Genomic DNA, 23,467 nt, shown 5'->3' with positions numbered 1-23,467 from the left:
GCATCTCTTTCAGCCGGTCACGTTTGAAAATCATTGCTGAATGTGCCCGGAAATTTACGCGGTAACACCCTTCAAACCCGTCGGACGTTTCCTTCAAAACGCGGCGGCGTTGGTGAACTGGTGGCTTGAGTTATAGGCCGATAATCTATTTGGGTCGCTGCAAAATCAGCCTCCGGATGTGGAAGTCCGATGATCACCGAGAACGTATTTGCGCCAGTACCCGTTGGCGTGTTCCTTTAGTTATCGAGATATTCACACATGGAAAAATCAGATCCAAACGCACCCGAAACGCCGACGAACACAGACTCTCCCAAACCCCGCTACATCCCCATCACCGGCATCGACTGCCAGATTCCCTGTCTACTGATCGATCGCGAAGCTCCGGTAGACGTCTCCACGGCACCGCCGCCTACCGCTTGCGCAGCGTGACGCAGTTGTTGGAAACACTTTCATTGAGCGACGGCACCAGCCACGACGCCTTGCTGCTGCAGGATTTCGCCCGGGTGCTGGCAATCCCTCTGCGCGACAGCTGCGACCTGATGGATGTACTGGGCTGGAAGCTACAGGCATAGTTTTCAAACCCCCAAACAAAAACGGGCAACCTTCTTGGATCGCCCATTTTTCATTGCGTGATTACCGGGTCAATTCACCCAGAATCCTGTGCGCGATTTTCACCCGCTCTCCATTCGGGTAGTTGCGGTTCGCCAGAATCACGATCCCGACGTTCTTCGACGGCACGAACGCGACATACGCGCCGAAGCCACCGGTGGCGCCGGTCTTGTTCAGCAGCACATTCGCCGGCTCAGGTTGTGGCGGATTCAGCCATTTGACCTTGTGCGGTTCCATGGCCATCGGCGTCGAGTTGCCGTCCAGCAGGCGGTCGAGGCTGATCGGGTAGGCGTAGCGTTCCCAGCCCAGGCCCTGGGTCATGTCGCCGACGGTGTAGTAGCCGGTGTGGGTGAGGGCGATGGCTTTTTGCAGGGGTGTTTCGAGTTTGGCGCTGTCGAGGTTGGCCTGGACGAATTGCAGCAGATCTGAGGTGCTGGTTTTCACGCCGTAGGCTTCGGAATCGAGTGCGCCGGGGCTGACTCGAATCGGTTTGTTGTTCTTGTCATAGCCCTGGGCGTAGAGCTTTTGTTCAGACGCGGGCACCGACAGGAAGGTGTGCTTGAGCCCGAGTTTCGGCAGCAGGGTTTCGGTCATGATCTGATCGAACGGCTGGCCGAGGCTTTTCGCCGCCAAGTAACCGAACAGGCCGATGCTCGGGTTGGAATACAGGCGCTGGCTGCCGGCCGGATAAGTCGGTTTCCACTGTTGGTAATAGCCGAGCATCTTGTTGGAAGAGTCCGCGGCATCCGGGAATTGCAGCGGCAGGCCGCCGGCGCTGTAGGTGCCCAGTTGCAGCAGGCTGATCTGGTCGAAGGCACTGCCTTTCAGCTCGGGCCAGTGCTGGCTGGCCTTGTCGGAGAATTGCAGTTTGCCGCTGGCCTGGGCGTAGGCGCCGAGGGTTGCGGTGAAGGTTTTGCTCACCGAGCCGATTTCGAACAGGGTGTTTTCACTCACCGCTTGCCCGGTGCTCTTGTCGGCAACACCGTAGTTAAAGTAATGCGCTTTGCCATCGACGGTCACGGCCACGGCCAGACCGGCGATGTCCTGTTGCTGCATGACCGGTGTCACGGCAGCCTTTACCAGCGCCTGCAACTGATCGTCGGTTTGCGGGGCGGCCAGGCAGGTGGCGGCGCTGAAGAAAAAGTCCGAAAGCGCTGAGGGACTTGAGTTTGTTCAGGTTGATCGAAGGCATGCTTGATCCACTCTCCATGAGTGTTGATGGTGTTATCCCGCTACACTGCGAGCGTTTTCCGTCGGGCCGGCTGATCGGCGCCGCCAAATCTAGGCAGTCCGGCGTCTTTCGACAAACGATGAAAACTCGGACGAGCCATTAGAAAAATTTGGGACTGGGCATGATTCGACCTCAATTGCCTTTGAATGCTTTACGCGCCTTCGAAGCTTCTGCGCGTCATTTGAGCTTCACTCGCGCCGCCGTGGAGCTGTGCGTGACCCAGGCCGCCGTCAGCCATCAGGTCAAAAGCCTTGAGGCGCAACTCGGCGTGATCCTGTTCAAACGCTTGCCCCGTGGGCTGATGCTGACCGGCGAGGGCGAAACCCTGCTGCCGGTGCTGACCACGTCGTTCGATCATATCGCGCAGATGCTCGAGCGTCTGGCGGGCGGGCAGTATCGGGAAATGCTCACGGTCGGCGCGGTGGGCACTTTCGCGGTGGGCTGGTTGTTGCCGAGGCTGGCGGACTTTCAGGCGAAACATCCGCTCATCGATTTGCGGCTGTCGACCAACAACAACCGGGTGGACGTGGCCGCCGAAGGACTGGATTACGCGATCCGGTTTGGCGCCGGGGCGTGGCACGGTATCGAGGCGACCCGTTTGCTGGAGGCACCGCTGACCGTGCTCTGTGTGCCGGAAATCGCCCGGCAATTGCACACGCCGGGGGATCTTTTGCAGCAGCGTCTGCTGCGTTCCTATCGCACCGATGAGTGGCCGGAATGGTTTCATGCGGCGGGTCTGGCGACCCATGCCGCGCCGCCCCAGAGCATCGTGTTCGACTCGTCGCTGGCGATGATGGAGGCGGCGTTGCAGGGCGGCGGGGTGGCACTGGCGCCGCCTTTGATGTTTGCCCGGCAACTGGCGGCGGACCTGATCCGCCAACCCTTTGCCATCGAAATCACCACCGGCAGCTATTGGCTGACGCGGTTGCAGTCACGGCCGGAGACGTCGGCGATGGCGGCGTTCAGGCACTGGTTGCTGGAGGCCGCGCAGGCTTAGCGCACCAGGCACGGCCGCTTGTTATCGAACGTCCAGCCCGGAATCAGAAACTGCATCGCCACGCTGTCATCCCGCGCGCCCAGCCCCATGCCTTTATAGAGTTCGTGGGCCCTGGCCACCTGATCCATGTCCAGTTCCACGCCCAGTCCCGGTTTCTTCGGCACCTGCACGCAGCCGTCGACGATTTGCAGCGGTGCCTTGGTCAGGCGCTGGCCGTCCTGCCAGATCCAGTGGGTGTCGATGGCAGTGATGTCGCCCGGTGCTGCGGCCGCGACGTGGGTGAACATCGCCAGGGAAATGTCGAAGTGGTTGTTGGAGTGCGAGCCCCAGGTCAGGCCCCATTCGTGACACATCTGTGCCACGCGCACCGAACCCTGCATGGTCCAGAAATGCGGGTCGGCCAGCGGGATGTCCACCGACTGCAACTGGATTGCGTGACCCATCTCGCGCCAGTCGGTGGCGATCATGTTGGTGGCGGTTTTCAGGCCGGTGGCGCGGCGGAATTCAGCCATCACTTCACGGCCCGAATAACCGTTTTCCGCACCGCACGGGTCTTCGGCGTAGGCCAGCACATGATGCTGGTCGCGGCACAGACGGATCGCTTCTTTCAGTGACCACGCCCCGTTCGGATCGAGGGTAATGCGGGCGTCGGGGAAGCGCTCGGCCAGTGCGGTCACCGCTTCGATTTCGGCGTCGCCGCTGAGCACGCCGCCCTTGAGCTTGAAGTCCTTGAAGCCGTAACGCGCATGGGCGGCCTCGGCCAGACGCACCACGGCGTCGGCGGTCATGGCTTTCTCGTGACGTACGCGGAACCAGTCGTTGTCGGCATCCGGTTCGCTGCGGTAGGCGAGGTCGGTTTCCCGGCGGTCGCCCACGTAGAACAGATAACCGAGCATCTTCACTTCGTCGCGCTGCTGGCCTTCGCCGAGCAAAGCGGCCACCGGCACGTTCAGGTGCTGGCCGAGCAGATCGAGCAGGGCGGCTTCGAGGCCGGTGACCGCGTGAATGGTGATGCGCAGGTCGAACGTCTGCAGGCCACGGCCGCCGGCGTCGCGGTCAGCGAAGGTCTGGCGCACCTGGTTGAGGATCTTCTGATACGTGCCGATGGGGCTGCCGACCACCAGGCTGCGGGCGTCTTCCAGCGTTTGGCGGATGCGTTCGCCACCGGGCACTTCACCGACGCCGGTGTGGCCGGCGTTGTCCTTGAGGATGACGATGTTGCGGGTGAAAAACGGCCCGTGGGCGCCGCTCAGGTTGAGCAGCATGCCGTCGTGGCCGGCCACCGGGATGACTTGCATCTCGGTAATGATCGGGGCTTTGGCGATGTCGTGTGCGGTCATTTGGCGTTGTCCTTTCAAGCGTGTTTCGGCGCGGCATCGGCCACGGCGACGTCAGGTGCGGATTTGGGTGTCATGCGGGCGGCGAACACGATGATCGCGGCGATGATCGAGGTCGCGGCCAGACCATAGAGGCCGCCCTGGATCGAACCGGTGTGTTGTTCCAGCAAGCCGAACGTGGTGGGGGCGACGAAGCCGCCGAGGTTGCCCACCGAGTTGATCAACGCGATCACGGCAGCGGCGATCCGCGCATCGAGATAGGCCTGCGGGATCGGCCAGAACAGCGACGACGCGGATTTGAAACCCAGTGCGGCGAAGCAGATCGCGACGAAGGCAAAAATCGGCCCGCCAGTGGTGGACATGAACATTCCCGCAGCGGCGATCAGCAATGCCGTGGCCACCCACGCCTGCTGGTGTTTCCATTTCGCCGAGAACGAGGCGAATGCGTACATGCCGATGATCGACAGCAGCCACGGAATCGAGTTGAACAGGCCGACCTGGAAGTCGCTCATCTCGCCCATCTTTTTGATGATGCTCGGCAGCCAGAACGTCGCAGCGTAGATCGTCAATTGAATGAAGAAGTAGATCAGGCAGAACAGGATGATCTGGCGATCCTTGAGCAGTTTGCCCAGCGACGGCCGGATCGGTGTTGCGGCTTCGCGGGCCTTCTGTTCATCGTCGATGGCCTTGACCAGCGCATCCTGCTCGGCGTGGGTCAGCCATTTGGCGTCGTGGGGTTTGGCGTCGAGCCAGAACCAGACGAATACGCACAGGCCGACCGAGAACATCCCTTCAATGAAATACATCCATTGCCAGCCGTGCAGACCCAGGCCTTCGATCTGCAACAGCAGGCCGGACAGCGGGCCGGAAATCAGCGAGGCCACGGCCGAACCGCTGAGGAAGATCGCAATCGCCTTGCCGCGCTCGGCCCCCGGCAACCAGCGGGTGAAGTAGTAGATCACCCCGGGAAAGAACCCGGCCTCGGCCACGCCGAGCAGAAAACGCAGGATGTAGAAGTGGGTTTCGTTCTGGATGAACGCCATGCCGGCGGCCACCAGGCCCCAGGTGAGCATGATGCGGGTCAGCCAGATTCGCGCGCCGACCTTTTGCAGCAGCATGTTGGAAGGGACTTCGAACAGCGCGTAACCGATGAAGAACAGCCCGGCACCGAACCCATAGGCAGCGGCACCGATGCCGAGGTCATGTTCCATGTGGGTGCGGACGAAACCGATGTTCACCCGGTCAATGTAATTGACGATGAACATGATGACGAACAGCGGCAGGACGTGGCGTTTGACTTTGGCAATGGCGGAGGACAGCACCGAATCGGCGCCCTCGTGCATCCCGGCAATGGATGATTTCACTTGGTTTTCTCCCACTCGTTATTTTTATGCGGGGTGTGGCTGGGTGCTGCGTTGTTGATAGACATCATACAACTAGATTTTTTTGTCCTACAAGCGGGAGTGCTCAATCAAATTTATCTACGGCGAAGGGTTTTTATGCTTTTCTGGATTTTAAATGCCGTATTTGTTGGGCTTTAAAGGGGTGATGTGGGCCGATATGCAGAGTGCCAGGCCAGCGAATGTGGAGTGTTGGCGTGAAACCATTGAAAGTTTTCAAAGGAAAATCACTTGTTGTCATACAAGTTGAGCGCCTTAAATCATAGGAGCTCATACAAGTCATCGCCTGCAGTGCTACGATCGGCTTGCCCCGTTCACCGGATCCGACCATGCAAGAAGACCTCGACGCCCCCGCCCGCAAACGCGCCCACAACCTGGCCCATGACCTGGTGGAAAAACTCACCCAGAGCATCCTGCTCGGCCAGATGTTGCCCGGTGACAAGTTGCCGTCGGAGAACTCGATCGTTCAGGAGCACGGCGTCAGTCGCACCGTGGTGCGTGAGGCGATTTCCAAGTTGCAGGCGTCAGGGCTGGTGGAGACGCGGCACGGCATCGGCACGTTCGTGATCGAGCGCGCGCCGGAGCAGGGGCTGCGGCTGAATGTCGACACCGCGCTGGGCGTGCGCAGCATTCTCGAATTGCGCATGGGCCTCGAGACGCAAGCGGCGGCACTGGCCGCGCAACGTCGCAGCGAACAACAACTGGTGCAGATGCGCCAGGCGCTGGACGACTATCAGCGTCTATTGGCCAACAACGACAGTTGTGTCGAGGCCGACCGCCGCTTTCACCTGTTGATTGCCGAAGCCACCGGCAATGTCTGCTTCACCGAAATCATGCAGCACCTGGGCAGCGCGATGATTCCGCGCACCCGGGTCAATGCGGCCGAGCGCGGGGCGGTGGATTTGAGCAAGCTCGGGCAATTGGCGAATCTGGAGCATGAGGCGATTTTCAACGCGATCAAACGCCAGGATCAGGAAGCGGCGCGTGCTGCGATGTGGCTGCACCTGAGCAACAGTCGCGACCGGTTTTCGGCGGGCGGCGCCTGACGCCGCCGCGACTCAAGTCTCAATGGCCCGGACCACCGCCGGCCGCTCCAGATTCAACGCCAGCACACTGATCAACACCACCGCCGAACCCACCAGCACCAGCAGTGTCGGGCGTTCACCGAGGCCCACGGAAGCAATCCCCATTGCGGTCGGCGGAATCAGGTACAGCGTCATCGTCGCCCGGCTCAGATCGACATGCTTGAGCACGAACGCCCACGCCAGATAGGCAAGGGCGCTGGGAAATACCCCCAGAGCGAGCACCGCCCATTGCACCCGCAGCGGCGCACTGGCCACGCTGTCGGCCAGCCCCGGCAAGTAGATCAACAGCAACAGCGTGCCGGACCATACCGTGTAGCAAACCAGCGTCAGCCCGTCATAGCGCCGGGCGTGGTGTTTTTGCAGGGCGAAGTAAACGCTCCACGAAACGGCGGCCAGCAGAATCAGCAAACCGTGGGCATCGATACTGCCGAGGCCGCGATCGCCGCTCACCACAATCACCACGCCGACGAATCCCGTCAGCACACAACCCCAGCGCCAGACGCTGACCCGATCCTTGAACAGAAACCGCGCCAGCAGCGTGCTGAACAGCGGCGTCGATTGCGCCAGCACACTGGACGCGCCGGCGCTGACGCTTTGCTGGCCGATGTTCAGCACGACGTGATGCAGGCTCACGGCAAAAAAAGCCCAGGGCCAATAACAATGGCAAGTCTTGCAGGCGCGGCAGGTGAATGCCCTTGAAGCCTGCAATCACCGCCATGAACAGCGACGCCAACAGAAACCGCAGCAACGCCAGATGACCCGGATCGTAGGCTTGCAGGCCGATATGGATGCCGGTCGGCGAATAGGCCCAGCAGCCGACGACGAAGGCCATGGCCAACAGGATTTTCAAAGGCGAAGTGGAAGGCATGAACGAGGCACCGAGAGGGTTGATGCGCCGAGTATCCGGGTGGCTAATCATTCGCCACAACTGACTTATACTGCGCGAACCGTTCACTCAGAGTGATGATTATGGAGCTGGCGCAAATCCGCATGTTCAAGACCGTGGCCGAAGTCGGCAGCATCGCCAAAGCCGCTGAAAAGCTGTTTTGCGTGCCGTCGAACATTACGGCGCGGATCAAATCCCTGGAAGCGGAACTGGGGGTTGCGCTGTTTCTGCGCGAGGGGCGGGGGTTGCGGATCAGTCCGGCGGGACAGACCTTTCTCGCTTACGCGGAAAAAATTCTGGCACTGACGGCTGAAGCCAAACGCGCCGTCGATCCCGCCGCCGAGCCGTCCGGGCCGCTGCGCATTGGCGCCATCGAATCTTCGGCCACCGGGCGCCTGCCGCGCCTGCTGGCGAAATTTCACAAGCGCTATCCGAATGTGGCGCTGGAACTGACCACCGGCACCTGGGGCCAGTTGCTCGACGATACGGTCAGTCATCGTCTGGACGGCGCGATCGTCGCGGTGGACGTCGAGCGCTCCCAGCTCAAGCGTACGCCGATGTATCGCGAGGAATTGTTGCTGATCGCTTCAACTTCTTTCGGGCCGGTACGCAACTTCGACGATTTGCAGGACAAGACCGTGTTCATGTGGCCACAAGGCTGTCCGTATCGCGCCGCGCTGGAGCATTGGCTGTTGCGACAGGGCCTGGCGTTGCCGATTGTCAGCCTGGCCAGTTACGGGGCGATTGTCGGTTGCGTGAGTGCCGGCGCCGGCGTAGCGCTGGTGCCCAAGGGCGTATTCGAGCAATACGCCAAAGGCGCGGGGTGTGCGGGTTACGAATTCCCGGAGCTGACGGCCATCGACAACTTGTTCTACTGGCATGAAAACGCCGGGGTGCACCCGGCGCGTGAGGCGTTTGTGGCGATGTTGCGCGAGGAGTTTGCCTGAGCCGGATCAGGTCCCGCTCACGTCACGCATTAACAAGCCGAAGCGTAAATCCACCGCATCCGGAATCGGCAGGTACACGGTGTGCCCGTCCCCCGGCGCGATGTCGATAGCTTCGCCCTTGAGGCTCTGCAATTCATGCAGATCAAAATGGAAGTTGCCCTTGGGCGTCATCAGTTCCAGATGATCGCCCAGGGCAAAGCGGTTCTTCACTTTCACCTCGGCCAGCCGATCCCGGCGCTCGCCGGTCAGCTCGCCAACGAATTGCTGACGTTCTGACACCGAGCTGCCGTTCTGGTAGTTCTGGTATTCATCATGCACGTGCCGGCGCAGGAAGCCCTCGGTGTAGCCGCGTTGGGCGAGGGATTCCAGATCGGTCATCAGGCTGCGGTCGAACTCGCGGCCGGCCACCGCGTCGTCAATGGCTCGGCGGTAGACCTGGGTGGTGCGCGCGCAATAGAAGTGGGATTTGGTCCGGCCTTCGATCTTCAGCGAGTGCACGCCCATGCGGGTCAGACGCTCGACGTGCTGCACCGCGCGCAGGTCCTTGGCGTTCATGATGTAGGTGCCGTGCTCGTCTTCGAAGGCCGGCATCATCTCGCCGGGACGATTGGCTTCCTGCAACAGGAACACTTGATCGGTAGGGGCGCCGAGGCCGAGGGTCGGTTGCGGTTCGAAGGTCTGTACGATTTCGCCGAGCTGGTTTTCGGTGGCTTCCTGTGCCGAATATTTCCAGCGGCAGGCGTTGGTGCAGGTGCCCTGATTGGCGTCGCGCTTGTTCATGTAGCCCGAGAGCAGGCAGCGACCGGAATAGGCCATGCACAGTGCGCCGTGGACGAACACTTCCAGCTCCATGCCCGGCACCTGTTCGCGGATCTCGCCGATCTCTTCCAACGACAGTTCCCGGACAGGATGATCCGGCTCAGCCCCTGTTGCTGCCAGAACTCGACGCTCGCCCAGTTCACCGTGTTGGCCTGCACCGACAGGTGAATCGGCATCTGCGGAAAGTGCCGGCGCACCAGCATGATCAGGCCGGGGTCGGACATGATCAGCGCGTCCGGTGCCATGTCGATCACTGGCGCCAGATCCTTGAGGAAGGTCTTGAGCTTGGCGTTGTGCGGCGCGATGTTGACCACCACGTAGAAACGCTTGCCCTGGGCCTGGGCTTCACGAATGCCGAGGGCGAGGTTGGCGTGGTCGAACTCGTTGTTGCGCACCCGCAGGCTGTAGCGCGGCTGGCCGGCATAAACCGCATCGGCGCCGTAGGCGAAGGCGTAGCGCATGTTTTTCAGGGTGCCGGCGGGGGCGAGCAATTCCGGGGTGAAGGAGGGCGTCATGGCGGTGTCGGTCGCAAAAGCGCGGGAGGGTAAACGAGGCGCGGCGAGGGTCTATTGATCTGGATCTATGCTCCATGAACAAAGATGGCACTCGCGCGGACGCGGGCTGACTAAGTTGGGCGGGTGCGCGTGGCGCCTGACTGACATGGACCGGACATGAACCAAAAGAGTCTGCAATTCAAATCCCTCACCGTGCTGTTGCTGCTGGTGACAGTCGCCTTTATCTGGATCCTGCTGCCGTTCTACGGCGCGGTGTTCTGGGCGGTAATCCTCGGCATTGTGTTCGCGCCGATGCAGCGCCGGTTGCAGCAGAAGTTCGGCTGGCAACGCAACCTGACTTCACTGTGCACCCTGAGTGTCTGCGTGGTGATCGCGATTCTGCCGGTGATCGTCATCAGTGTGTTGCTGGTGCAGGAAGGGGCGACGCTCTACGACAATATCGAAAGCGGCAAGCTCGACATTGGCGCCTATCTGGCGCAGTTCAAGCACAGCCTGCCGCCGTACTTTCAGCATCTGCTCGACCGTTTCGGCATGGGCGAACTCAATGCCTTGCGCGAGAAAATCGTCAAGGCAGCGATGCAGGGCAGTCAGGTGCTGGCGACCCAGGCGTTCAGTTTCGGCCAGGGCACCTTCGATTTCGTGGTGAGTTTTTTCATCATGCTGTATTTGCTGTTCTTCTTTCTGCGCGATGGCGCCGAACTGGCGCGCAAGGTGCGCACGGCGGTGCCGCTGGAAGAGCATCACAAACGGCGTCTGCAACTGAAGTTCAATCGGGTGGTGCGCGCCACGGTCAAAGGCAACCTGCTGGTGGCCATCACGCAAGGTGCGTTGGGCGGGGCAATTTTCTGGTTTCTCGACATTCCCAGCGCGCTGCTCTGGGCGGTGTTGATGGCGTTTCTGTCGCTGCTGCCGGCGGTGGGGGCCGGGATCGTCTGGGCGCCGGTGGCGGTTTACTTCCTGCTCAGCGGAATGATCTGGCAGGGTGTGGTGCTGGGGCTGTTCGGGGTGTTCGTGATCGGCCTGGTGGATAACGTGCTGCGTCCGGTGCTGGTGGGCAAGGACACGCGCATGCCGGATTACATGATCCTGATCTCGACCCTGGGCGGGATGGCGGTGTTCGGTCTCAATGGTTTCGTGATCGGGCCGCTGATCGCTGCATTGTTCATGTCGAGCTGGGCGCTGTTCGTCGAAACCAGACCGAAGGTGCAGTTGCCTTAAGCCTTGAACGGGCCGTTGATCAGCTGTTGCGACAGCGCCTGGGCGGCTGGCAAAGAGGTGAGCGGGCCGCTGACCGGTTCGCCGTCGCGCACCAGATACCAGCAGGCGAGCAGTCCAAGCTCTCTGAGGGATGCGGGGACCGCGCTGCCGACAACGGACATGATTTGAACCTGAGCCATGAAAAGTACCTCCATCAATCTATGGAGCTACCTTAGGGGCTTGGCCGTTTCAGGGACAATCAACGCTTTCGATAGTGGACATTGATGCCGTTGAGGGCCGGATCAATCGACCACTTGATCGAGCATGTGCACGATCTCGTGTTCGTTGAGCAAACCCTTGCGCACCAGGTTTTCCGCCAGCAGCGACACAAACTTCGCCGTGCGGTGGCCTTCCAGGTGCTTGAGCTCGGTCAGGGCGTTGTACACCTTGCTCGAGGTGCATAAACCGACGATGCGGTGCGGATTCTGTGTTGGCATTCCTGTCGTCCTTGTTTTTATCAACCTGTTGTATGCGGACGGATTCAGATTGCGGTTCCGTCATGACAAATCGATGACCGTTTTGTGTTTCGGCCCGACGGTCGAGTCCATCATGCCGACTTTAACGGGTGAAACTGTCTCCACAGCGACCTTGGCGAGATTTTTTCAGACGTTGGCCGACGGACGGTTGGCTTTCTTGAGGCCAATAAAAAGCCCCGCTTTAAAAGCGGGGCTCTGTCTGTGTGCTTACCAGCGACCACCGTAGTAGTGCGGGTGGCCGTAATAACCACGGGGCGGACCGTAGTAGACCGGGCCTGGTACATAAACCGGTTGTTGTACGTAAACCGGGGCCGGCTGGTAGTAGACCGGTGGTGGCGGTTGTTGCACGTACACCGGCGCCGGTTGAGCGTAAACAGGCTGTTGAACATACACCGGACGATCCTGGTTGATGAGCGCCGAGCCGATGATGGCCGAGCCGACGATCGCACCAAATACCGCCGGGCCCTGCCAGCCACCGCCGTGGGCTTCTGCCTGACCCGTGATCGCGAATGCACCAATCAACAAGGCCACGATGGGGAGTTTACGAATCATGATTAATCCTCGGTTCTTCGACCCGGCGTCCGGGCCTGCATCAGGCTCGGGATAGCGCGGGGATACTTCTAAGACAGCAACATTTGGAAAAACAGCACGGCGGCTGGGTAAATTTTGTGTAAGGTCTGTACCGGCTTGCTTACCGGGTTTCAGGCAGCGGCTGTGATGCCCGGAACAGGCCGCCTTATGATCGTTCAGAACCCGATGGTCTGGCTAATCCCGTCCATCCGAAAGTGCATTCGAAGGAGACTCCCATGCAGATGAACCCCAACAAAGACACCCAATTGTGCATGTCCCTGTCTGGGCGTCCCGGGAATTTCGGTCTGCGTTTTCATAACCATTTGTACGAACAACTGGACCTGAATTTCTACTACAAGGCCTTCAGCAGCCAGGATCTGCCAGGCGCCGTCGGCGGGATCCGGGCGCTGGGCATCCGCGGTTGCGGGGTGTCGATGCCGTTCAAGGAGGCCTGCATTGCCCTGGTCGATGAGCTGGATGCCTCGGCAGCGGCAATCCAGTCGATCAACACCATCGTCAACACCAACGGCCATCTCAAGGCCTACAACACCGATTACATCGCCATCGCCCAGTTGCTGGACACCCACGCGGTGCCGAAGGACTCGACTTTCGCCCTGCGCGGCAGCGGCGGTATGGCCAAGGCCGTGGCCAGCGCCTTGCGCGATGGTGGCTACAAGAACGGTCTGATCGTCGCCCGCAACGAGCGCGCCGGCCGTGCGCTGGCCGATTCCCTGGGCTATCGCTGGCAGGCGGAATTGGGTGAGGAGCGCCCGCAGATGCTGATCAACGTCACTCCGGTGGGCATGGACGGTGGCCCGGAAGCGGGGCAACTGGCGTTTGAGGTGGATGTGATCAAGTCTGCTGACACCGTGTTCGATGTGGTGGCGATCCCCTCGGAAACCCCGCTGATCGTGCGCGGCCGCGCCGAAGGCAAAAAAGTCATCACCGGGCTGGAAGTGATCGCGATCCAGGCGCTGGAGCAGTTCGTGCTGTACACCGGCGTGCGGCCGACGGTCGAGCAGTTCGATGCCGCGGTGGCGTTTGCCCGCAGCTGATTGATCTCGGTGTCGGGGTTGGTCATTGCCTATACTGCCGGATCAGCAGGCACAGACTTGCCCCACGACAAAAACCGAGGTTTGCATGCACCCGCCCATTCTCAACCTGAATGATGTCGAACTCGAACCGTTGCCCGAAGCCCTGGCCCCCGAAGGCGAAACCGCCGGGCGCTATCAGCAGCGGTTCGCCCGAATCGGCCAGCAACTGGGCGCGCAGAAGCTCGGTTATCGCCTGTATGCGCTGCCGCCGGGCATGCGCGGCAGTCCGTTCCACAGCCATCGGGTCAATGAAGAGATGTTCTACGTGGTGGCCGGGGAAGGGGAGGTGCGTCTGGGGGCCGAGCGTTTCCCGATCCGCGCCGGCGACGTGATCGCCTGCCCGCCGGGCGGCCCGGAAAAAGCGCATCAAATCATCAACACCAGCTCGCAGGAGCTGCGCTATCTGGCGGTCAGCACCCAGCAGCAACCGGACATCTGCGAGTACCCGGACTCGAACAAATACGCGGTGATGGATAACTTCAGCATCGATGCCGAGGGCAATGCCTCGGGGTTCGTCGCGGTGGCGCGGCAGTCGGACGGGGTGGATTACTGGGACGGCGAGTAACGCCGCCCCATTACGCTTATTCGAGGCGGGCCAGACGCTCTTCCAGCGCCGCAATCCGCGCTTCCAGCTCTTCGATGCGCTCCACTGACACACCGCTGGCAGCGCCGCGATCACTCGGATTCTGTCGTGCCGCAATAATCGCCTCGATGTCCGCCGGATCACCCAGTGCATGGGTGTAGCGATCTTCGCGCTGGCCGGCCTGACGCGGAATCAGCACCGCCAGATCCCGGGCGATCAGGCGTTCCAGTTGATGCACCACTTGTTCGGCGTCTTCGAATTCATGCATGCGACCGCTGCGGGTCAACAGTTCGTTGACGGTCTGCGGGCCGCGCAGGAACATCAGCCCGGTCAGAATCATCTGTGCCGGCACCAGCTCCAGCGCCTTGTCGACCTTGTGCTCCCAGCGGTCGGCGCGGCTGCCCATCACGAGCTTGGCGAAACCGCGACCTTCGAGGGCACGCAGGCTCTGGCCGACCTGGCCCTGGGTCAGGTTCATCACCGGTTCCCGGCTGGTTTTCTGATTGCAGGCCAGCACCAGCGCGTTGAGGGTCAGCGGATAGGTTTCCGGGCTGGTGGCCTGTTTCTCGATCAGCGAACCCAGAATGCGGATTTCCGTGGCGTTGAGCCGTGGTTCGTTGACGTTGGTTTCAAGTTCTGTGGACATCGCGCGTTCCCTCTGCAGTCGAAGGCGCCTAGCCTAATCCTTGCTGGATAAAAGACAAGTCGCGCGGCCCGCGAGCATGGCTATAATCGCCCCACGATTCACCCAGCCACCACGTGAGACTGCCATGACCATTTCCCTGTATGCCGCATCCGTCCCGGTTTTCCAACAAATGCTCAACGCCCTGAGCGATGTGCTGAAAAAGGCCGAAACCCACGCCACCGCGAAAAACATCGACCCGAATGCCTTCCTGCAAGCGCGTCTGTACCCGGACATGTTCCCGCTGGTGCGTCAGGTGCAGATCGCCGTGGACTTCGCCAAAGGCGTTTCCTCGCGTCTGGCTGAAGTCGAAATCCCGAAATACGACGACAGCGAAACCACCTTCGCCGAGCTGCAAGCGCTGATCGCCAAGGTTCTGGCCTTCATCGGCGAGATCAAGCCTGAGCAAATCAATGGCAAGGAAGGCATCGAGATCGTGACCCGTCCGGGCACCCCGAAAGAGAAGCGCTTCAGCGGCCAGGCTTACCTGCTGAGCTACGGCCTGCCGCAGTTCTTCTTCCACGTCACCACCGCTTACGACCTGCTGCGTCACAACGGTGTTGAAATCGGCAAGCGCGATTACATGGGCGCGTTCTAAACCCGACGCATAAAAAAGCCCGCCAAGGTTTGCGCCTTGGCGGGCTTTTTTGTTGCGCTCGGTGTTTACGCCGGACGTTGGGCTTTCTGCTCTTCGCCCAGGCAAGCCGCAGCGGTGAACAGCACGTCGGTGGAGGAATTCAGCGCCGTCTCGGCCGAATCCTGCAGTACGCCAATGATGAAGCCGACAGCCACCACCTGCATGGCGATTTCGCTCGGAATGCCGAACAGGCTGCACGCCAGCGGGATCAGCAGCAGCGAACCGCCGGCTACACCGGACGCACCGCACGCGCAGATTGCGGCGACAACGCTGAGCAGGATCGCGGTCGGGATGTCCACGGCAATGCCCAAGGTATGCACGGCAGCGAGGGTCAGCACGGTGATCGTGATCGACGCACCGGCCATGTTGATGGTCGCGCCCAGCGGAATCGAGACCGAATAGGTGTCTTCGTGCAGGCCCAGGCGTTTGCTCAGTTCCAGGTTGACCGGAATGTTCGCCGCCGAGCTGCGGGTGAAGAACGCGGTGATGCCGCTTTCACGCAGGCATTTCAGCGTCAGTGGGTACGGGTTGCGGCGCAGCTTCCAGAACACGATCAGCGGGTTCATCACCAGCGCCACGAAGGCCATGCAGCCCAACAGCACCGCCAACAAATGGGCGTAGCCGACCAGTGCGCCAAAACCGGAAGTGGCCAGGGTCGAAGCCACCAGGCCGAAAATCCCCAGCGGCGCGAAACGGATCACCACGCGCACGATCAGGGTCACGCCGTTGGACAAATCGCTGACCACTTCCCGGGTGGTATCACCGGCGTGGCGGATGGCGACGCCCATGCCGATGGCCCAGGCCAGAATGCCGATGAAGTTGGCGTTCATCAGTGCAGTGACCGGGTTATCGACCACGCTCAGCAGCAGGCTTTGCAGGACTTCACCGATGCCGCCCGGTGCCGTCACGGCGACGTTGTCGGTGGACAGCACCAGATGCGACGGGAACAGGGTGCTGGCAACCACGGCCACCGCCGCAGCGCCAAAGGTGCCCAGCAGATAGAGGAACAGAATCGGCCGGATATGGGTTTCCTGGCCGTGCTTGTGGTTGGCAATCGATGCCATGACCAGCACGAATACCAGAATCGGTGCCACGGCTTTGAGCGCCGAGACGAACACCTTGCCGATGAACGCGGTGCCTTTGGCGGCCTCCGGTGCGAGCAGCGCCAGGGCGATGCCGGCAATCAGGCCGATCAGGATCTGCGTGACCAGGCTGAGGCTTTTCAGGCGTTGCATTAAAGAAGGGGATGAAGCGGTCATAACGGCATCTCTGCTTTTTATAGGGTGCAAGGTTGCGTGATCCGGGCGATGAATCGGGGGCAGGCCACAGACACGAACCGAAAGGAATGGCGCGACAGCCACGCCGTTAAACGGGCGGCTGAACAGGGTGTACGTTTTTCAGGGCGCGGACTTTATCACAGCGTAGGCCTTATCCTTCAGGCCTGTGACGATCTGCCACCGAAACGTTCGGCAACATAGACAGGTTTGTGCAAGTCACTCGGGAAACACTCTGTTAAGATTGCGCATCCTTATTTTCAAGTTCTGCCGGCGGGCCTTCGGGTCAACGCTGGTGTCGTCGTTTTGCTGGAGTTCCTCATGCTGTTGCCCATCCTTCTGTTGTCTGCCGCCGGATTCACGGTGCTGACCACGGAGTTCGTCATCGTCGGCCTGTTGCCGGCGATTGCCCGAGATCTGGCCGTCACCATCCCGCAAGCCGGGTTGCTGGTGACTCTATTCGCTTTCACCGTGGCCATGTTCGGTCCTTTCTTGACCGCCTATTTCGCCCGCTTCGAACGGCGCAAACTGTTCATCACCATCCTGATCATGTTCGGTCTGGCCAACACCGTAGCGGCATTGGCGCCGAACATCTGGGTCATGGCCCTCGCGCGGTTGATCCCGGCGCTGGGGTTGCCGGTGTTCTGGGCCCTGGCCAGTGAAACGGCCGTGGACATCGTCGGCCCGGACTTCGCCGGTCGCGCCATTGCCAAGATCGGCTTCGGCATCGTCTGCGCCACGGTGTTCGGCATTCCCGTCGGCACGCTGATTTCCGACGCGTTCGGCTGGCGCAGCGCGTTCGCCATTCTGGCGGTGATCGCGTTCGCCAAGGCCTTGCTGCTGTTTGTCTACCTGCCGAAAACCAGCCTGCACCAGCATCAGGTCAGCTTCGCTTCGCAGTTCAAGATCCTGCGCAGCCCGCTGATGCTTGGCCATGTATTGCTGTCGATCCTGGTGTTCAGCGGCATGTTCACGGCTTACACCTATCTAGCGGACATTCTCGAGCGTCTGGCCGGCTTCAATGGCACCGTGGTCGGTTGGTGCCTGATGGGCTTTGGCGCGGTCGGCCTGATCGGCAACTCGCTGGGCGGTCGCGCGGTGGATCGCCATCCGCTGATGGCTTCGGTGATGTTCTGTGCGTTCATGATCCCCGGGATGGTGGCGCTGGTGCCGAACATCAATTCGTCGCTGGGTCTGGCGGCGGCGATGGGTATCTGGGGTGTGACCCAGGCGGCGCTGTTTCTGGTCAGCCACGTGCGCTTGATGAAAGCTGCACCTGAAGCGCCGGCCTTCGCCGCGTCGTTGAACATTGCCGGGGCCAATCTCGGGATTGGTCTGGGCGCGATCATTGGCGGTCGAGTGATCGATAGTGCCGGCCTGGGCTTCGTAGGCTTCGCGGCCGCCGCGTTCATCCTGCTGTCGATATTCCTCGCCATGGTGTTGATGGTGCTCAAGCCGCGCGAGGTCTGCGCGCAGGCTTAAAACTCGGTAAACAGCTCGCGTCGGGCACCTTCGGTAATCGCTTTGATGCCGGGGTGCTTGACCTTGCGCTCCACCGAAATCGCGTAAAACGACTCGCTCACCGCATCGGTCTGACCGATCAACTCGACGCCGTACTGGCGCTTCACCTCATCGGCAATCACGCTCGGCCCGATGAAGATCCCGCTCCCGGATTGGCCGAACGCCTGCATCAGGGCGCTGTCATCGAACTCCCCGACAATTCTTGGCTGAATCTGCTGCTCGGCGAACCAGCGCTGCAAACGGCTGCGCACCACGGTCTCTGCGCCGGGGATCAACAGCGGCGCGCCGTGCAGGCTGCGCGGAAAATCCTGACCGTATAACGCCGCCAGCTCGGCGGTGGCAAAGAAACTGATCCCGCATTCTCCGAGTTTCTGGCTATAGCCCTTGATGTCCAGGTGCGACGGCATCGGGCTGTCGGAGATCACCAGGTCCAGGCGCTGGATCGCCAGATCCGCCAGTAATCGCTCTAGTTTGTCTTCGCGGCAGGTGATGCGCAGTGGCTCGCTCAATTCCATGGTCGGTGCGATCAGGCGATAGACGATGGACTTGGGCACCACGTCCGCCACGCCGACCCGGAACAGGATCTGCTGTTCGTTGGGCTGGGCACGCAGCATCAGTTCCAGTTCGCCACCGAGTTGAAACATCTGCTCGGCGTAGGGCAGGGCCTGGCGCCCGGCTTCGGTGAGTTCGAGTTGCCGGCCGACCCGCTGGAACAGCTCGATGCCGTAGGTCTGTTCCAGCAGGGAAATCTGCCCGCTGATGGTTTGCGGCGTGAGGTTCAGTTGCTCGCAGGCACGCACGATGCTTCCAGTCTTCGCTACAACCCAGAAGTAATGCAGTTGTCGGTAATTGAGCATGGCGTTCGGTCCGTCAAATACAGTTCGTATAAATCGAAGTATAGCCGCTAAAAATACGAATTTTCCTGAAGTGTTTGTCTCCCTAGAATGCCCAGCCATCGACGGGCGGTCTGCGACCCTCTCTGTTCATTCGAAGGAAACCTTATGAAATACACGATCCCGGCACTGATGTTTACGTCTTTACTGCTTATGACCGGTTGCGACCAGGCCGAAAAAAGCGCCCAGCAATTGATGGGCAAGGCCGCCGAAAGCGCCAAGCAGGCGATCGACGACACGCACAAAGCCGCCGAGCAGGCGCTCAGCGAGGCCACTGGCGGCCTGATCGAGAAAAAAGAAGCCCCGGAAAAAGATGCGGAAAAATCCGAATCTTCCTCCAAGACCATTTAAACCGTCTTACAAGAGTCAGGACTGACCCATGGAATACCTGTTAGAACTCGCTTCCAGCCCGACGGCCTGGATTGCCTTGGCCACACTGGTGGTGATGGAAATCGTGCTCGGCATCGATAACCTGATCTTCATCTCGATCCTGACCAACAAGCTGCCCGAGCAGTACCGGCAGAAGGCTCGCCGCCTCGGTATCGGCATGGCGCTGATCATGCGTCTGGCGCTGTTGAGCACTATCGCCTTCATCGTGCAGTTGACCGCGCCGGTCATCGAGATCCTGGGCCAGGCGTTCTCCTGGAAGGACATGATCCTGATCGCCGGTGGCCTGTTCCTGGTGTGGAAGGCGACGACCGAGATCCATCACAGCATGGACCCGGTGCCGGACGATCCGAAGTCGGCGACCTCGACGGTAACCCTGGGCTTTGCCGCCGCCATCGGGCAGATCCTGATGCTGGACATGGTGTTCTCGATCGACAGCATCATCACCGCGGTCGGCATGACCGAACACTTGCCGATCATGGTGATCGCGGTGGTGGTTTCGGTACTGGTGATGCTGTTTGCGGCTGACCCGCTGGCCAAGTTCATCAACGACAACCCGTCGGTGGTGATGCTGGCCCTGGGCTTCCTGATCATGATCGGCATGACGCTGATCGCCGAAGGCTTCGGCGCCCACGTACCGAAAGGTTATGTGTATGCCGCCATGGCGTTCTCGGCTGCGATCGAGGTGTTGAACATGATGTCCCGTCGCGCCAAGCAGAAGAAACTGGCTGCCCAGGCGTAATCGCTGGAAAATCGAAGGCCGCGTCACTCGAAAGAGTCACGCGGCCTTTTTCGTTTGAATCGGTTGAAAGACGTCAGTGCGCGGTGGCGTGACGGGCGCTGTGTTTTTCGATCTTCTTGATCGGTGCAGGTTGCACAGGGTGGTGATGGCGGCGGGAAATCCGCAGCACGCCCCACAACATGGCGGCGGCCACGGCCAGCCAGCCGGCAATCAACATCACAATGGTCATGGTCAGGCTCATCGGTGCCTCCTCTTTGCCCTGCATCGGGCGCTCACTCTTTTGCTGTCTTTCGAGTGACAGTCTAGTCGCTGGCGTGTTTCAGGCTATTGACCAAAGGTCGGTGGTGACCAATCACTTCGCTCTATGCAGCCGATGCATCTGCCCCTTTGGGCTATACCGCAGCGTTGCGCCGTCCTATGATCCTCGACCAAGCCGGAACACGATGACCGGTAACTGATCAAGAGAGTGACGATGGTGCAGCTATTTTCGCGGATTCGCATGGCACTGCTGGTGGCCGGTTGTGTGACAGCTTTGGTGGGGTGTGCGGGCAGTGTGGCGCCGGAAGTCCAGCGCCTGCCGGAACGTGTTGAACTCAGCGGCACCTTCTATCGGGGCGAAGCCAATCAGAGCGGGCCGCAGGTGTTGGCCAGTCTGCTGTCGCAGCAAGGCATCGTGATCACCCCGGGGTTGCTGGAAAAACCTTTGCACTTGCCGGGCGCCGAGGACAAGCTTCAGCAGAACATGCAGAACCTGGCCCGCGAATACGGCATGGTCGTGTACCCGGTAGATGCCCGTTTGCCGGCGCTGCTGACCCAGGTGGCGGCGGGTTACCCGGTGATGGTGCGTTTCAGCGAAGGATCGGCGTTCTGGGCCGAGCCGCGGTACGCGATCCTTTCCGGCTATGACCGCAAGAAGCAGAAGGTTCTGCTGCGCGCCGGGATGAATCGTCGTGAACTGATGAGTTTCAGTTCTTTCGAGTCGGCGCTCGAAAAGTCGGGTGGCTGGGCGGTATTGATTCAGAAGCCATCGCAGCTCCCGGCAGCGGTCGATCGTCAGCGTTGGCTGAAAGCCGCTGATGAACTGGCGCAGGCTGGCCAGGAACGCGAAGCGGCGCAGGCGCGCAAGGCGTTGGCGGGGCAGTGAGGTTCCGTCCGTCTCCTGACGGGCACCCTGGCGCGCAGCTACGCTCTTAAGGGTAACGCCCGGTTTTTTCGGGTGATTACCCGAATGAGAGGTGCGTATGAGTACCGATTCGAGCTTCGACGACCATAAACCGGACAGCGTGCCGACCACGCCGGAGCCGGACGTTGATCCAGTGCTGGATCCGGACAGTCCGCTACGCGATCCATTGGCGCGTCCTGCGGTAGTAACCCCGGAACATCGGCGCGACCCCAGTGCCGGCGACGGTATTCCCGATGATGACCAGATGCCGCTGCCCAACGACTGAACCGGCAGACGAAAAAAAGCCCCGAAGATTCGGGGCTTTTTCTTGTGTCGCGAATTACTTGGACGCTTCGACTACGCCGCTCTGGCGACCCTTGAGGTTTTTCTCGGCCTTGTATTGCTGGGCCACCGCCGGAACGTTGGTGCTCCGACCGGTTTCCACCCAGCTGCGGATGCGGCTGGCATCGGCGAAGTGGGTGTACTTGCCGAACGCATCGAGAATCACCAGGGCGACCGGGCGGTTGCTCATCCGGGTCACGAGCACCAGGCAATGGCCGGCCGGATTGGTGAAGCCGGTCTTGGTGATCTTGATGTCCCAGTCGGCCTTGTTCACCAGGTGGTCGGTGTTACGGAAACCCAGGGTGTAATTGGGTTTGCGGAACGAGACGGTTTTTTCCTTGGTGGTGGTGAGTTCGGTCAGGATCGGATGCTTTTGCGCAGCCATCAGCAATTTGCTCAGGTCGCGCGCGGTGGATACGTTTCGCTCCGACAGGCCGGTTGGTTCCACAAAGTGGGTGCTGGTCATGCCCAGCGCCTTGGCCTTGGCGTTCATCGCCGCGATGAAGGCTGCATAACCGCCCGGATAGTGATGGGCGAGACTGGCGGCGGCGCGGTTTTCCGAGGACATCAAAGCGATCAGCAGCATTTCGCGGCGCGGCAGTTCGCTGCGCAGTTTGACCCGGGAAAACACGCCTTTCATTTCCGGGGTGTGGCTGATGTCGACGTCAATCCATTCGTCCATGTTCTGGTGGGCTTCAACCACGACCAGGCCGGTCATCAACTTGCTGACGGAAGCGATCGGCACGATCACGTCCGGATTGCTGGAGTAGATGACTTTGTTGGTCTGCAGATCCATCAGCAGGGCGCTGCCGGAGGCAATCTTCAACTGTGAAGCGTCTCGTGGGGCAGCGGTGGTTTCGGCGGCGTTGACCGTTGGCGTGAGGAGCGTGCCTGAAAATGCAAAAACCAGGCTCAGGATGGACAGACGAATATTCACGCGGGCGAACTCATGAAGGTTGGAAATGCCGTTTTTTGTAACGGACTGTGTCGTAAAACGACGCATTCTAGGAGTATGGCTGAAGATCTGTCGATGGTTGTTTGAAGGGCATGAAAAAGTCGTGAAAAGCCCTGTAAAAATAGGGGTTTCCGGCGAACGGTAAAGGTTTTTTCGAGGATATGAAAAACCCCGCACAAGGCGGGGTTCTTTTGGAGCGGAAAAAGCGCTTTAAGCGTGCAGGGTTTCTGCCGCGTAGAGGGTGTTTTCCAGCAGGCAGGCACGGGTCATCGGGCCGACGCCGCCCGGTACTGGTGTGATCCAGCCGGCGCGGGGCAGGGCGGTTTCGTACACGACGTCACCGACCAATTTGCCGTCGTCCTGTCGGTTGATGCCGACGTCGATCACGATCGCGCCTTCCTTGATCCACTCACCCTTGACCAGACCCGGCTTGCCGGCGGCAACCACCACCAGATCGGCGCGGCCGACGTGGCCGGCCAGATCTTTGGTGAAGCGGTGGGTCACGGTCACGGTGCAGCCGGCCAGCAGCAGCTCCATGGCCATCGGGCGACCGACGATGTTGGAAGCGCCGACAACCACTGCATCCATACCGTACAGATCGACACCGGTGCTTTCCAGCAGGGTCATGATGCCTTTCGGCGTGCACGGACGCAGCAGCGGAATGCGCTGGGCCAGGCGACCGACGTTATAAGGATGGAAACCGTCGACGTCCTTGTCCGGGCGGATGCGTTCCAGCAGCTTGGACGCGTCCAGGTGCTCAGGCAGAGGAAGTTGAAGCAGAACGCCGTCGATTGCCGGGTCGTCGTTCAGTCGATCGATCAGATCGGTCAGTGCTTCCTGAGTGGTTTCGGAAGGCAGGTCGTAGGCTTGGGAGAGGAAGCCGACCTCTTCACAGTCTTTACGCTTGTGCGAGACATAAACCTGAGAGGCAGGATCGCTGCCGACCAGGATCACCGCGAGGCCGGGAGTGCGCAAGCCTTGCTCGCGACGTTCGGCTACCCGTTGGGCGATCTGCTGGCGCAGGCTGGCGGCGATTGATTTGCCGTCGATTAGTTGTGCAGTCATT

24 protein-coding genes and 3 pseudogenes are annotated in these 23,467 nt (G+C 60.6%); 13 read left to right on the top strand and 14 right to left on the bottom strand.

The window, feature by feature from the left end:
- The first annotated feature begins 258 nt into the window (after positions 1 to 258).
- Positions 259 to 572: pseudogene (locus R1A29_RS18070) on the top strand (hypothetical protein).
- Positions 573 to 633: 61 nt separating this feature from the next.
- Here the strand turns inward: R1A29_RS18070 and ampC are convergent.
- Positions 634 to 1,728: a class C beta-lactamase gene (gene ampC / locus R1A29_RS18065; RefSeq protein ID WP_438302063.1), complete on the bottom strand. Its 1,095-nt coding sequence runs from the start codon at positions 1,726 to 1,728 to the stop codon at positions 634 to 636.
- Positions 1,729 to 1,961: 233 nt separating this feature from the next.
- On the opposite strand from ampC, the gene R1A29_RS18060 reads away from it, so the two are divergent.
- Positions 1,962 to 2,837, top strand: a complete 876-nt coding sequence (locus tag R1A29_RS18060; protein WP_085712495.1) for a LysR family transcriptional regulator — start codon at positions 1,962 to 1,964, stop codon at positions 2,835 to 2,837.
- Here the strand turns inward: R1A29_RS18060 and gudD are convergent.
- Both gudD and R1A29_RS18050 read right to left on the bottom strand, forming a co-directional pair.
- A complete protein-coding gene (gene gudD, locus R1A29_RS18055; protein WP_438299111.1) occupies positions 2,834 to 4,177 on the bottom strand; it encodes a glucarate dehydratase in 1,344 nt (447 codons plus the stop codon). The genes R1A29_RS18060 and gudD overlap by 4 nt on opposite strands.
- A 14-nt stretch (positions 4,178 to 4,191) precedes the next feature.
- A complete protein-coding gene (locus tag R1A29_RS18050; RefSeq protein ID WP_438299110.1) occupies positions 4,192 to 5,538 on the bottom strand; it encodes an MFS transporter in 1,347 nt (448 codons plus the stop codon).
- 365 nt (positions 5,539 to 5,903) lie between these two features.
- On the opposite strand from R1A29_RS18050, the gene R1A29_RS18045 reads away from it, so the two are divergent.
- On the top strand, positions 5,904 to 6,620 hold the full coding sequence (locus R1A29_RS18045) for a FadR/GntR family transcriptional regulator (protein ID WP_438299109.1): 717 nt from the start codon (positions 5,904 to 5,906) through the stop codon (positions 6,618 to 6,620).
- A gap of 12 nt (positions 6,621 to 6,632) precedes the next feature.
- Here R1A29_RS18045 and R1A29_RS18040 read toward each other — a convergent pair.
- Positions 6,633 to 7,527, bottom strand: a pseudogene (locus tag R1A29_RS18040) (DMT family transporter).
- 101 nt (positions 7,528 to 7,628) lie between these two features.
- Between R1A29_RS18040 and R1A29_RS18035 the strand changes: the two are divergent.
- Positions 7,629 to 8,492, top strand: coding sequence for a LysR family transcriptional regulator (locus R1A29_RS18035; RefSeq protein WP_438299108.1), 864 nt, complete (start codon positions 7,629 to 7,631; stop codon positions 8,490 to 8,492).
- Between the two features lie 6 nt (positions 8,493 to 8,498).
- On the opposite strand, the pseudogene trhP reads toward R1A29_RS18035, so the two are convergent.
- Positions 8,499 to 9,826: pseudogene (gene trhP / locus R1A29_RS18030) on the bottom strand (prephenate-dependent tRNA uridine(34) hydroxylase TrhP).
- A gap of 156 nt (positions 9,827 to 9,982) precedes the next feature.
- Here trhP and R1A29_RS18025 point away from each other — a divergent pair.
- Positions 9,983 to 11,044, top strand: coding sequence for an AI-2E family transporter (locus tag R1A29_RS18025; RefSeq protein ID WP_119427996.1), 1,062 nt, complete (start codon positions 9,983 to 9,985; stop codon positions 11,042 to 11,044).
- Here R1A29_RS18025 and R1A29_RS18020 read toward each other — a convergent pair.
- The 3 genes from R1A29_RS18020 to R1A29_RS18010 form a co-directional block, all read right to left on the bottom strand.
- Positions 11,041 to 11,223, bottom strand: coding sequence for a hypothetical protein (locus R1A29_RS18020; protein WP_065259359.1), 183 nt, complete (start codon positions 11,221 to 11,223; stop codon positions 11,041 to 11,043). The genes R1A29_RS18025 and R1A29_RS18020 overlap by 4 nt on opposite strands.
- A gap of 102 nt (positions 11,224 to 11,325) precedes the next feature.
- Positions 11,326 to 11,520 (bottom strand): hypothetical protein, encoded by a 195-nt coding sequence (locus R1A29_RS18015; RefSeq protein WP_085712486.1) that lies wholly within the window; start codon positions 11,518 to 11,520, stop codon positions 11,326 to 11,328.
- A 246-nt stretch (positions 11,521 to 11,766) separates the two neighbouring features.
- Positions 11,767 to 12,111 (bottom strand): hypothetical protein, encoded by a 345-nt coding sequence (locus tag R1A29_RS18010; RefSeq protein WP_025108898.1) that lies wholly within the window; start codon positions 12,109 to 12,111, stop codon positions 11,767 to 11,769.
- 254 nt (positions 12,112 to 12,365) lie between these two features.
- Here R1A29_RS18010 and R1A29_RS18005 point away from each other — a divergent pair, with 254 nt between their 5' ends.
- The gene (locus tag R1A29_RS18005; protein ID WP_438299107.1) at positions 12,366 to 13,184 is read left to right on the top strand and encodes a shikimate 5-dehydrogenase; all 819 of its coding nucleotides are present in this window, start codon (positions 12,366 to 12,368) and stop codon (positions 13,182 to 13,184) included.
- A gap of 85 nt (positions 13,185 to 13,269) precedes the next feature.
- Positions 13,270 to 13,788 carry a cupin domain-containing protein gene (locus R1A29_RS18000; protein ID WP_114884155.1) on the top strand — a complete coding sequence of 173 codons (519 nt, stop codon included), beginning with the start codon at positions 13,270 to 13,272 and terminating at the stop codon, positions 13,786 to 13,788.
- Between the two features lie 16 nt (positions 13,789 to 13,804).
- On the opposite strand, the gene R1A29_RS17995 is transcribed toward R1A29_RS18000, so the two are convergent.
- Positions 13,805 to 14,452, bottom strand: coding sequence for a YceH family protein (locus R1A29_RS17995; protein ID WP_085712483.1), 648 nt, complete (start codon positions 14,450 to 14,452; stop codon positions 13,805 to 13,807).
- 124 nt (positions 14,453 to 14,576) lie between these two features.
- On the opposite strand from R1A29_RS17995, the gene R1A29_RS17990 reads away from it, so the two are divergent.
- A complete protein-coding gene (locus R1A29_RS17990; protein WP_438299106.1) occupies positions 14,577 to 15,086 on the top strand; it encodes a DUF1993 domain-containing protein in 510 nt (169 codons plus the stop codon).
- Positions 15,087 to 15,151: 65 nt separating this feature from the next.
- On the opposite strand, the gene sstT is transcribed toward R1A29_RS17990, so the two are convergent.
- Complete coding sequence (gene sstT, locus R1A29_RS17985; protein ID WP_408984606.1) at positions 15,152 to 16,384, bottom strand: serine/threonine transporter SstT; 1,233 nt, start codon at positions 16,382 to 16,384, stop codon at positions 15,152 to 15,154.
- A 336-nt stretch (positions 16,385 to 16,720) separates the two neighbouring features.
- On the opposite strand from sstT, the gene R1A29_RS17980 reads away from it, so the two are divergent.
- Positions 16,721 to 17,881: an MFS transporter gene (locus R1A29_RS17980; protein ID WP_248741116.1), complete on the top strand. Its 1,161-nt coding sequence runs from the start codon at positions 16,721 to 16,723 to the stop codon at positions 17,879 to 17,881.
- Here R1A29_RS17980 and nhaR read toward each other — a convergent pair.
- The gene (gene nhaR, locus R1A29_RS17975) at positions 17,878 to 18,777 is read right to left on the bottom strand and encodes a transcriptional activator NhaR (protein WP_085712480.1); all 900 of its coding nucleotides are present in this window, start codon (positions 18,775 to 18,777) and stop codon (positions 17,878 to 17,880) included. The two genes, R1A29_RS17980 and nhaR, sit on opposite strands and share 4 nt — an antisense overlap.
- Before the next feature lie 144 nt (positions 18,778 to 18,921).
- Between nhaR and R1A29_RS17970 the strand changes: the two genes are divergently transcribed.
- Positions 18,922 to 19,164: a hypothetical protein gene (locus tag R1A29_RS17970; protein WP_134827433.1), complete on the top strand. Its 243-nt coding sequence runs from the start codon at positions 18,922 to 18,924 to the stop codon at positions 19,162 to 19,164.
- Positions 19,165 to 19,192: 28 nt separating this feature from the next.
- Entirely contained in the window at positions 19,193 to 19,942 is a 750-nt protein-coding gene (locus tag R1A29_RS17965; RefSeq protein WP_134827432.1) for a TerC family protein, read from the top strand.
- Between the two features lie 73 nt (positions 19,943 to 20,015).
- Here R1A29_RS17965 and R1A29_RS17960 read toward each other — a convergent pair whose 3' ends face one another.
- Positions 20,016 to 20,183 carry a hypothetical protein gene (locus tag R1A29_RS17960; RefSeq protein WP_167443780.1) on the bottom strand — a complete coding sequence of 56 codons (168 nt, stop codon included), beginning with the start codon at positions 20,181 to 20,183 and terminating at the stop codon, positions 20,016 to 20,018.
- Positions 20,184 to 20,414: 231 nt separating this feature from the next.
- On the opposite strand from R1A29_RS17960, the gene R1A29_RS17955 reads away from it, so the two are divergent.
- Together R1A29_RS17955 and R1A29_RS17950 are read left to right on the top strand one after the other, a co-directional pair.
- A complete protein-coding gene (locus R1A29_RS17955) occupies positions 20,415 to 21,086 on the top strand; it encodes a peptidase C39 family protein (RefSeq protein ID WP_265813888.1) in 672 nt (223 codons plus the stop codon).
- A 97-nt stretch (positions 21,087 to 21,183) separates the two neighbouring features.
- Positions 21,184 to 21,390 carry a hypothetical protein gene (locus R1A29_RS17950; RefSeq protein ID WP_102621718.1) on the top strand — a complete coding sequence of 69 codons (207 nt, stop codon included), beginning with the start codon at positions 21,184 to 21,186 and terminating at the stop codon, positions 21,388 to 21,390.
- Between the two features lie 54 nt (positions 21,391 to 21,444).
- Here the strand turns inward: R1A29_RS17950 and pbpG are convergent, their stop codons facing one another.
- Positions 21,445 to 22,383 (bottom strand): D-alanyl-D-alanine endopeptidase, encoded by a 939-nt coding sequence (gene pbpG, locus R1A29_RS17945; RefSeq protein ID WP_085712474.1) that lies wholly within the window; start codon positions 22,381 to 22,383, stop codon positions 21,445 to 21,447.
- Between the two features lie 228 nt (positions 22,384 to 22,611).
- The gene (folD, locus tag R1A29_RS17940) at positions 22,612 to 23,466 is read right to left on the bottom strand and encodes a bifunctional methylenetetrahydrofolate dehydrogenase/methenyltetrahydrofolate cyclohydrolase FolD (RefSeq protein ID WP_085712473.1); all 855 of its coding nucleotides are present in this window, start codon (positions 23,464 to 23,466) and stop codon (positions 22,612 to 22,614) included.
- Position 23,467 lies beyond the last annotated feature (1 nt).

The organism is Pseudomonas sp. NMS19W (genome assembly GCF_051554255.1).
Lineage (GTDB): Bacteria > Pseudomonadota > Gammaproteobacteria > Pseudomonadales > Pseudomonadaceae > Aquipseudomonas > Aquipseudomonas kribbensis.
This window is presented reverse-complemented; position numbering and strand designations above follow the sequence as displayed.

What these genes read in the sequence shown, in the direction of transcription:
- R1A29_RS18060 (WP_085712495.1), top strand. Translation starts at nt 1,962, where the DNA reads ATGATTCGACCTCAATTGCCTTTGAATGCTTTACGCGCCTTCGAAGCT.
- gudD (WP_438299111.1), bottom strand. Translation starts at nt 4,177, where the DNA reads ATGACCGCACACGACATCGCCAAAGCCCCGATCATTACCGAGATGCAA.
- R1A29_RS18045 (WP_438299109.1), top strand. Translation starts at nt 5,904, where the DNA reads ATGCAAGAAGACCTCGACGCCCCCGCCCGCAAACGCGCCCACAACCTG.
- R1A29_RS18035 (WP_438299108.1), top strand. Translation starts at nt 7,629, where the DNA reads ATGGAGCTGGCGCAAATCCGCATGTTCAAGACCGTGGCCGAAGTCGGC.
- R1A29_RS18025 (WP_119427996.1), top strand. Translation starts at nt 9,983, where the DNA reads ATGAACCAAAAGAGTCTGCAATTCAAATCCCTCACCGTGCTGTTGCTG.
- R1A29_RS18020 (WP_065259359.1), bottom strand. Translation starts at nt 11,223, where the DNA reads ATGGCTCAGGTTCAAATCATGTCCGTTGTCGGCAGCGCGGTCCCCGCA.
- R1A29_RS18015 (WP_085712486.1), bottom strand. Translation starts at nt 11,520, where the DNA reads ATGCCAACACAGAATCCGCACCGCATCGTCGGTTTATGCACCTCGAGC.
- R1A29_RS18010 (WP_025108898.1), bottom strand. Translation starts at nt 12,111, where the DNA reads ATGATTCGTAAACTCCCCATCGTGGCCTTGTTGATTGGTGCATTCGCG.
- R1A29_RS18005 (WP_438299107.1), top strand. Translation starts at nt 12,366, where the DNA reads ATGCAGATGAACCCCAACAAAGACACCCAATTGTGCATGTCCCTGTCT.
- R1A29_RS18000 (WP_114884155.1), top strand. Translation starts at nt 13,270, where the DNA reads ATGCACCCGCCCATTCTCAACCTGAATGATGTCGAACTCGAACCGTTG.
- R1A29_RS17995 (WP_085712483.1), bottom strand. Translation starts at nt 14,452, where the DNA reads ATGTCCACAGAACTTGAAACCAACGTCAACGAACCACGGCTCAACGCC.
- R1A29_RS17990 (WP_438299106.1), top strand. Translation starts at nt 14,577, where the DNA reads ATGACCATTTCCCTGTATGCCGCATCCGTCCCGGTTTTCCAACAAATG.
- sstT (WP_408984606.1), bottom strand. Translation starts at nt 16,384, where the DNA reads ATGACCGCTTCATCCCCTTCTTTAATGCAACGCCTGAAAAGCCTCAGC.
- R1A29_RS17980 (WP_248741116.1), top strand. Translation starts at nt 16,721, where the DNA reads ATGCTGTTGCCCATCCTTCTGTTGTCTGCCGCCGGATTCACGGTGCTG.
- nhaR (WP_085712480.1), bottom strand. Translation starts at nt 18,777, where the DNA reads ATGCTCAATTACCGACAACTGCATTACTTCTGGGTTGTAGCGAAGACT.
- R1A29_RS17970 (WP_134827433.1), top strand. Translation starts at nt 18,922, where the DNA reads ATGAAATACACGATCCCGGCACTGATGTTTACGTCTTTACTGCTTATG.
- R1A29_RS17965 (WP_134827432.1), top strand. Translation starts at nt 19,193, where the DNA reads ATGGAATACCTGTTAGAACTCGCTTCCAGCCCGACGGCCTGGATTGCC.
- R1A29_RS17960 (WP_167443780.1), bottom strand. Translation starts at nt 20,183, where the DNA reads ATGAGCCTGACCATGACCATTGTGATGTTGATTGCCGGCTGGCTGGCC.
- R1A29_RS17955 (WP_265813888.1), top strand. Translation starts at nt 20,415, where the DNA reads ATGGTGCAGCTATTTTCGCGGATTCGCATGGCACTGCTGGTGGCCGGT.
- R1A29_RS17950 (WP_102621718.1), top strand. Translation starts at nt 21,184, where the DNA reads ATGAGTACCGATTCGAGCTTCGACGACCATAAACCGGACAGCGTGCCG.
- folD (WP_085712473.1), bottom strand. Translation starts at nt 23,466, where the DNA reads ATGACTGCACAACTAATCGACGGCAAATCAATCGCCGCCAGCCTGCGC.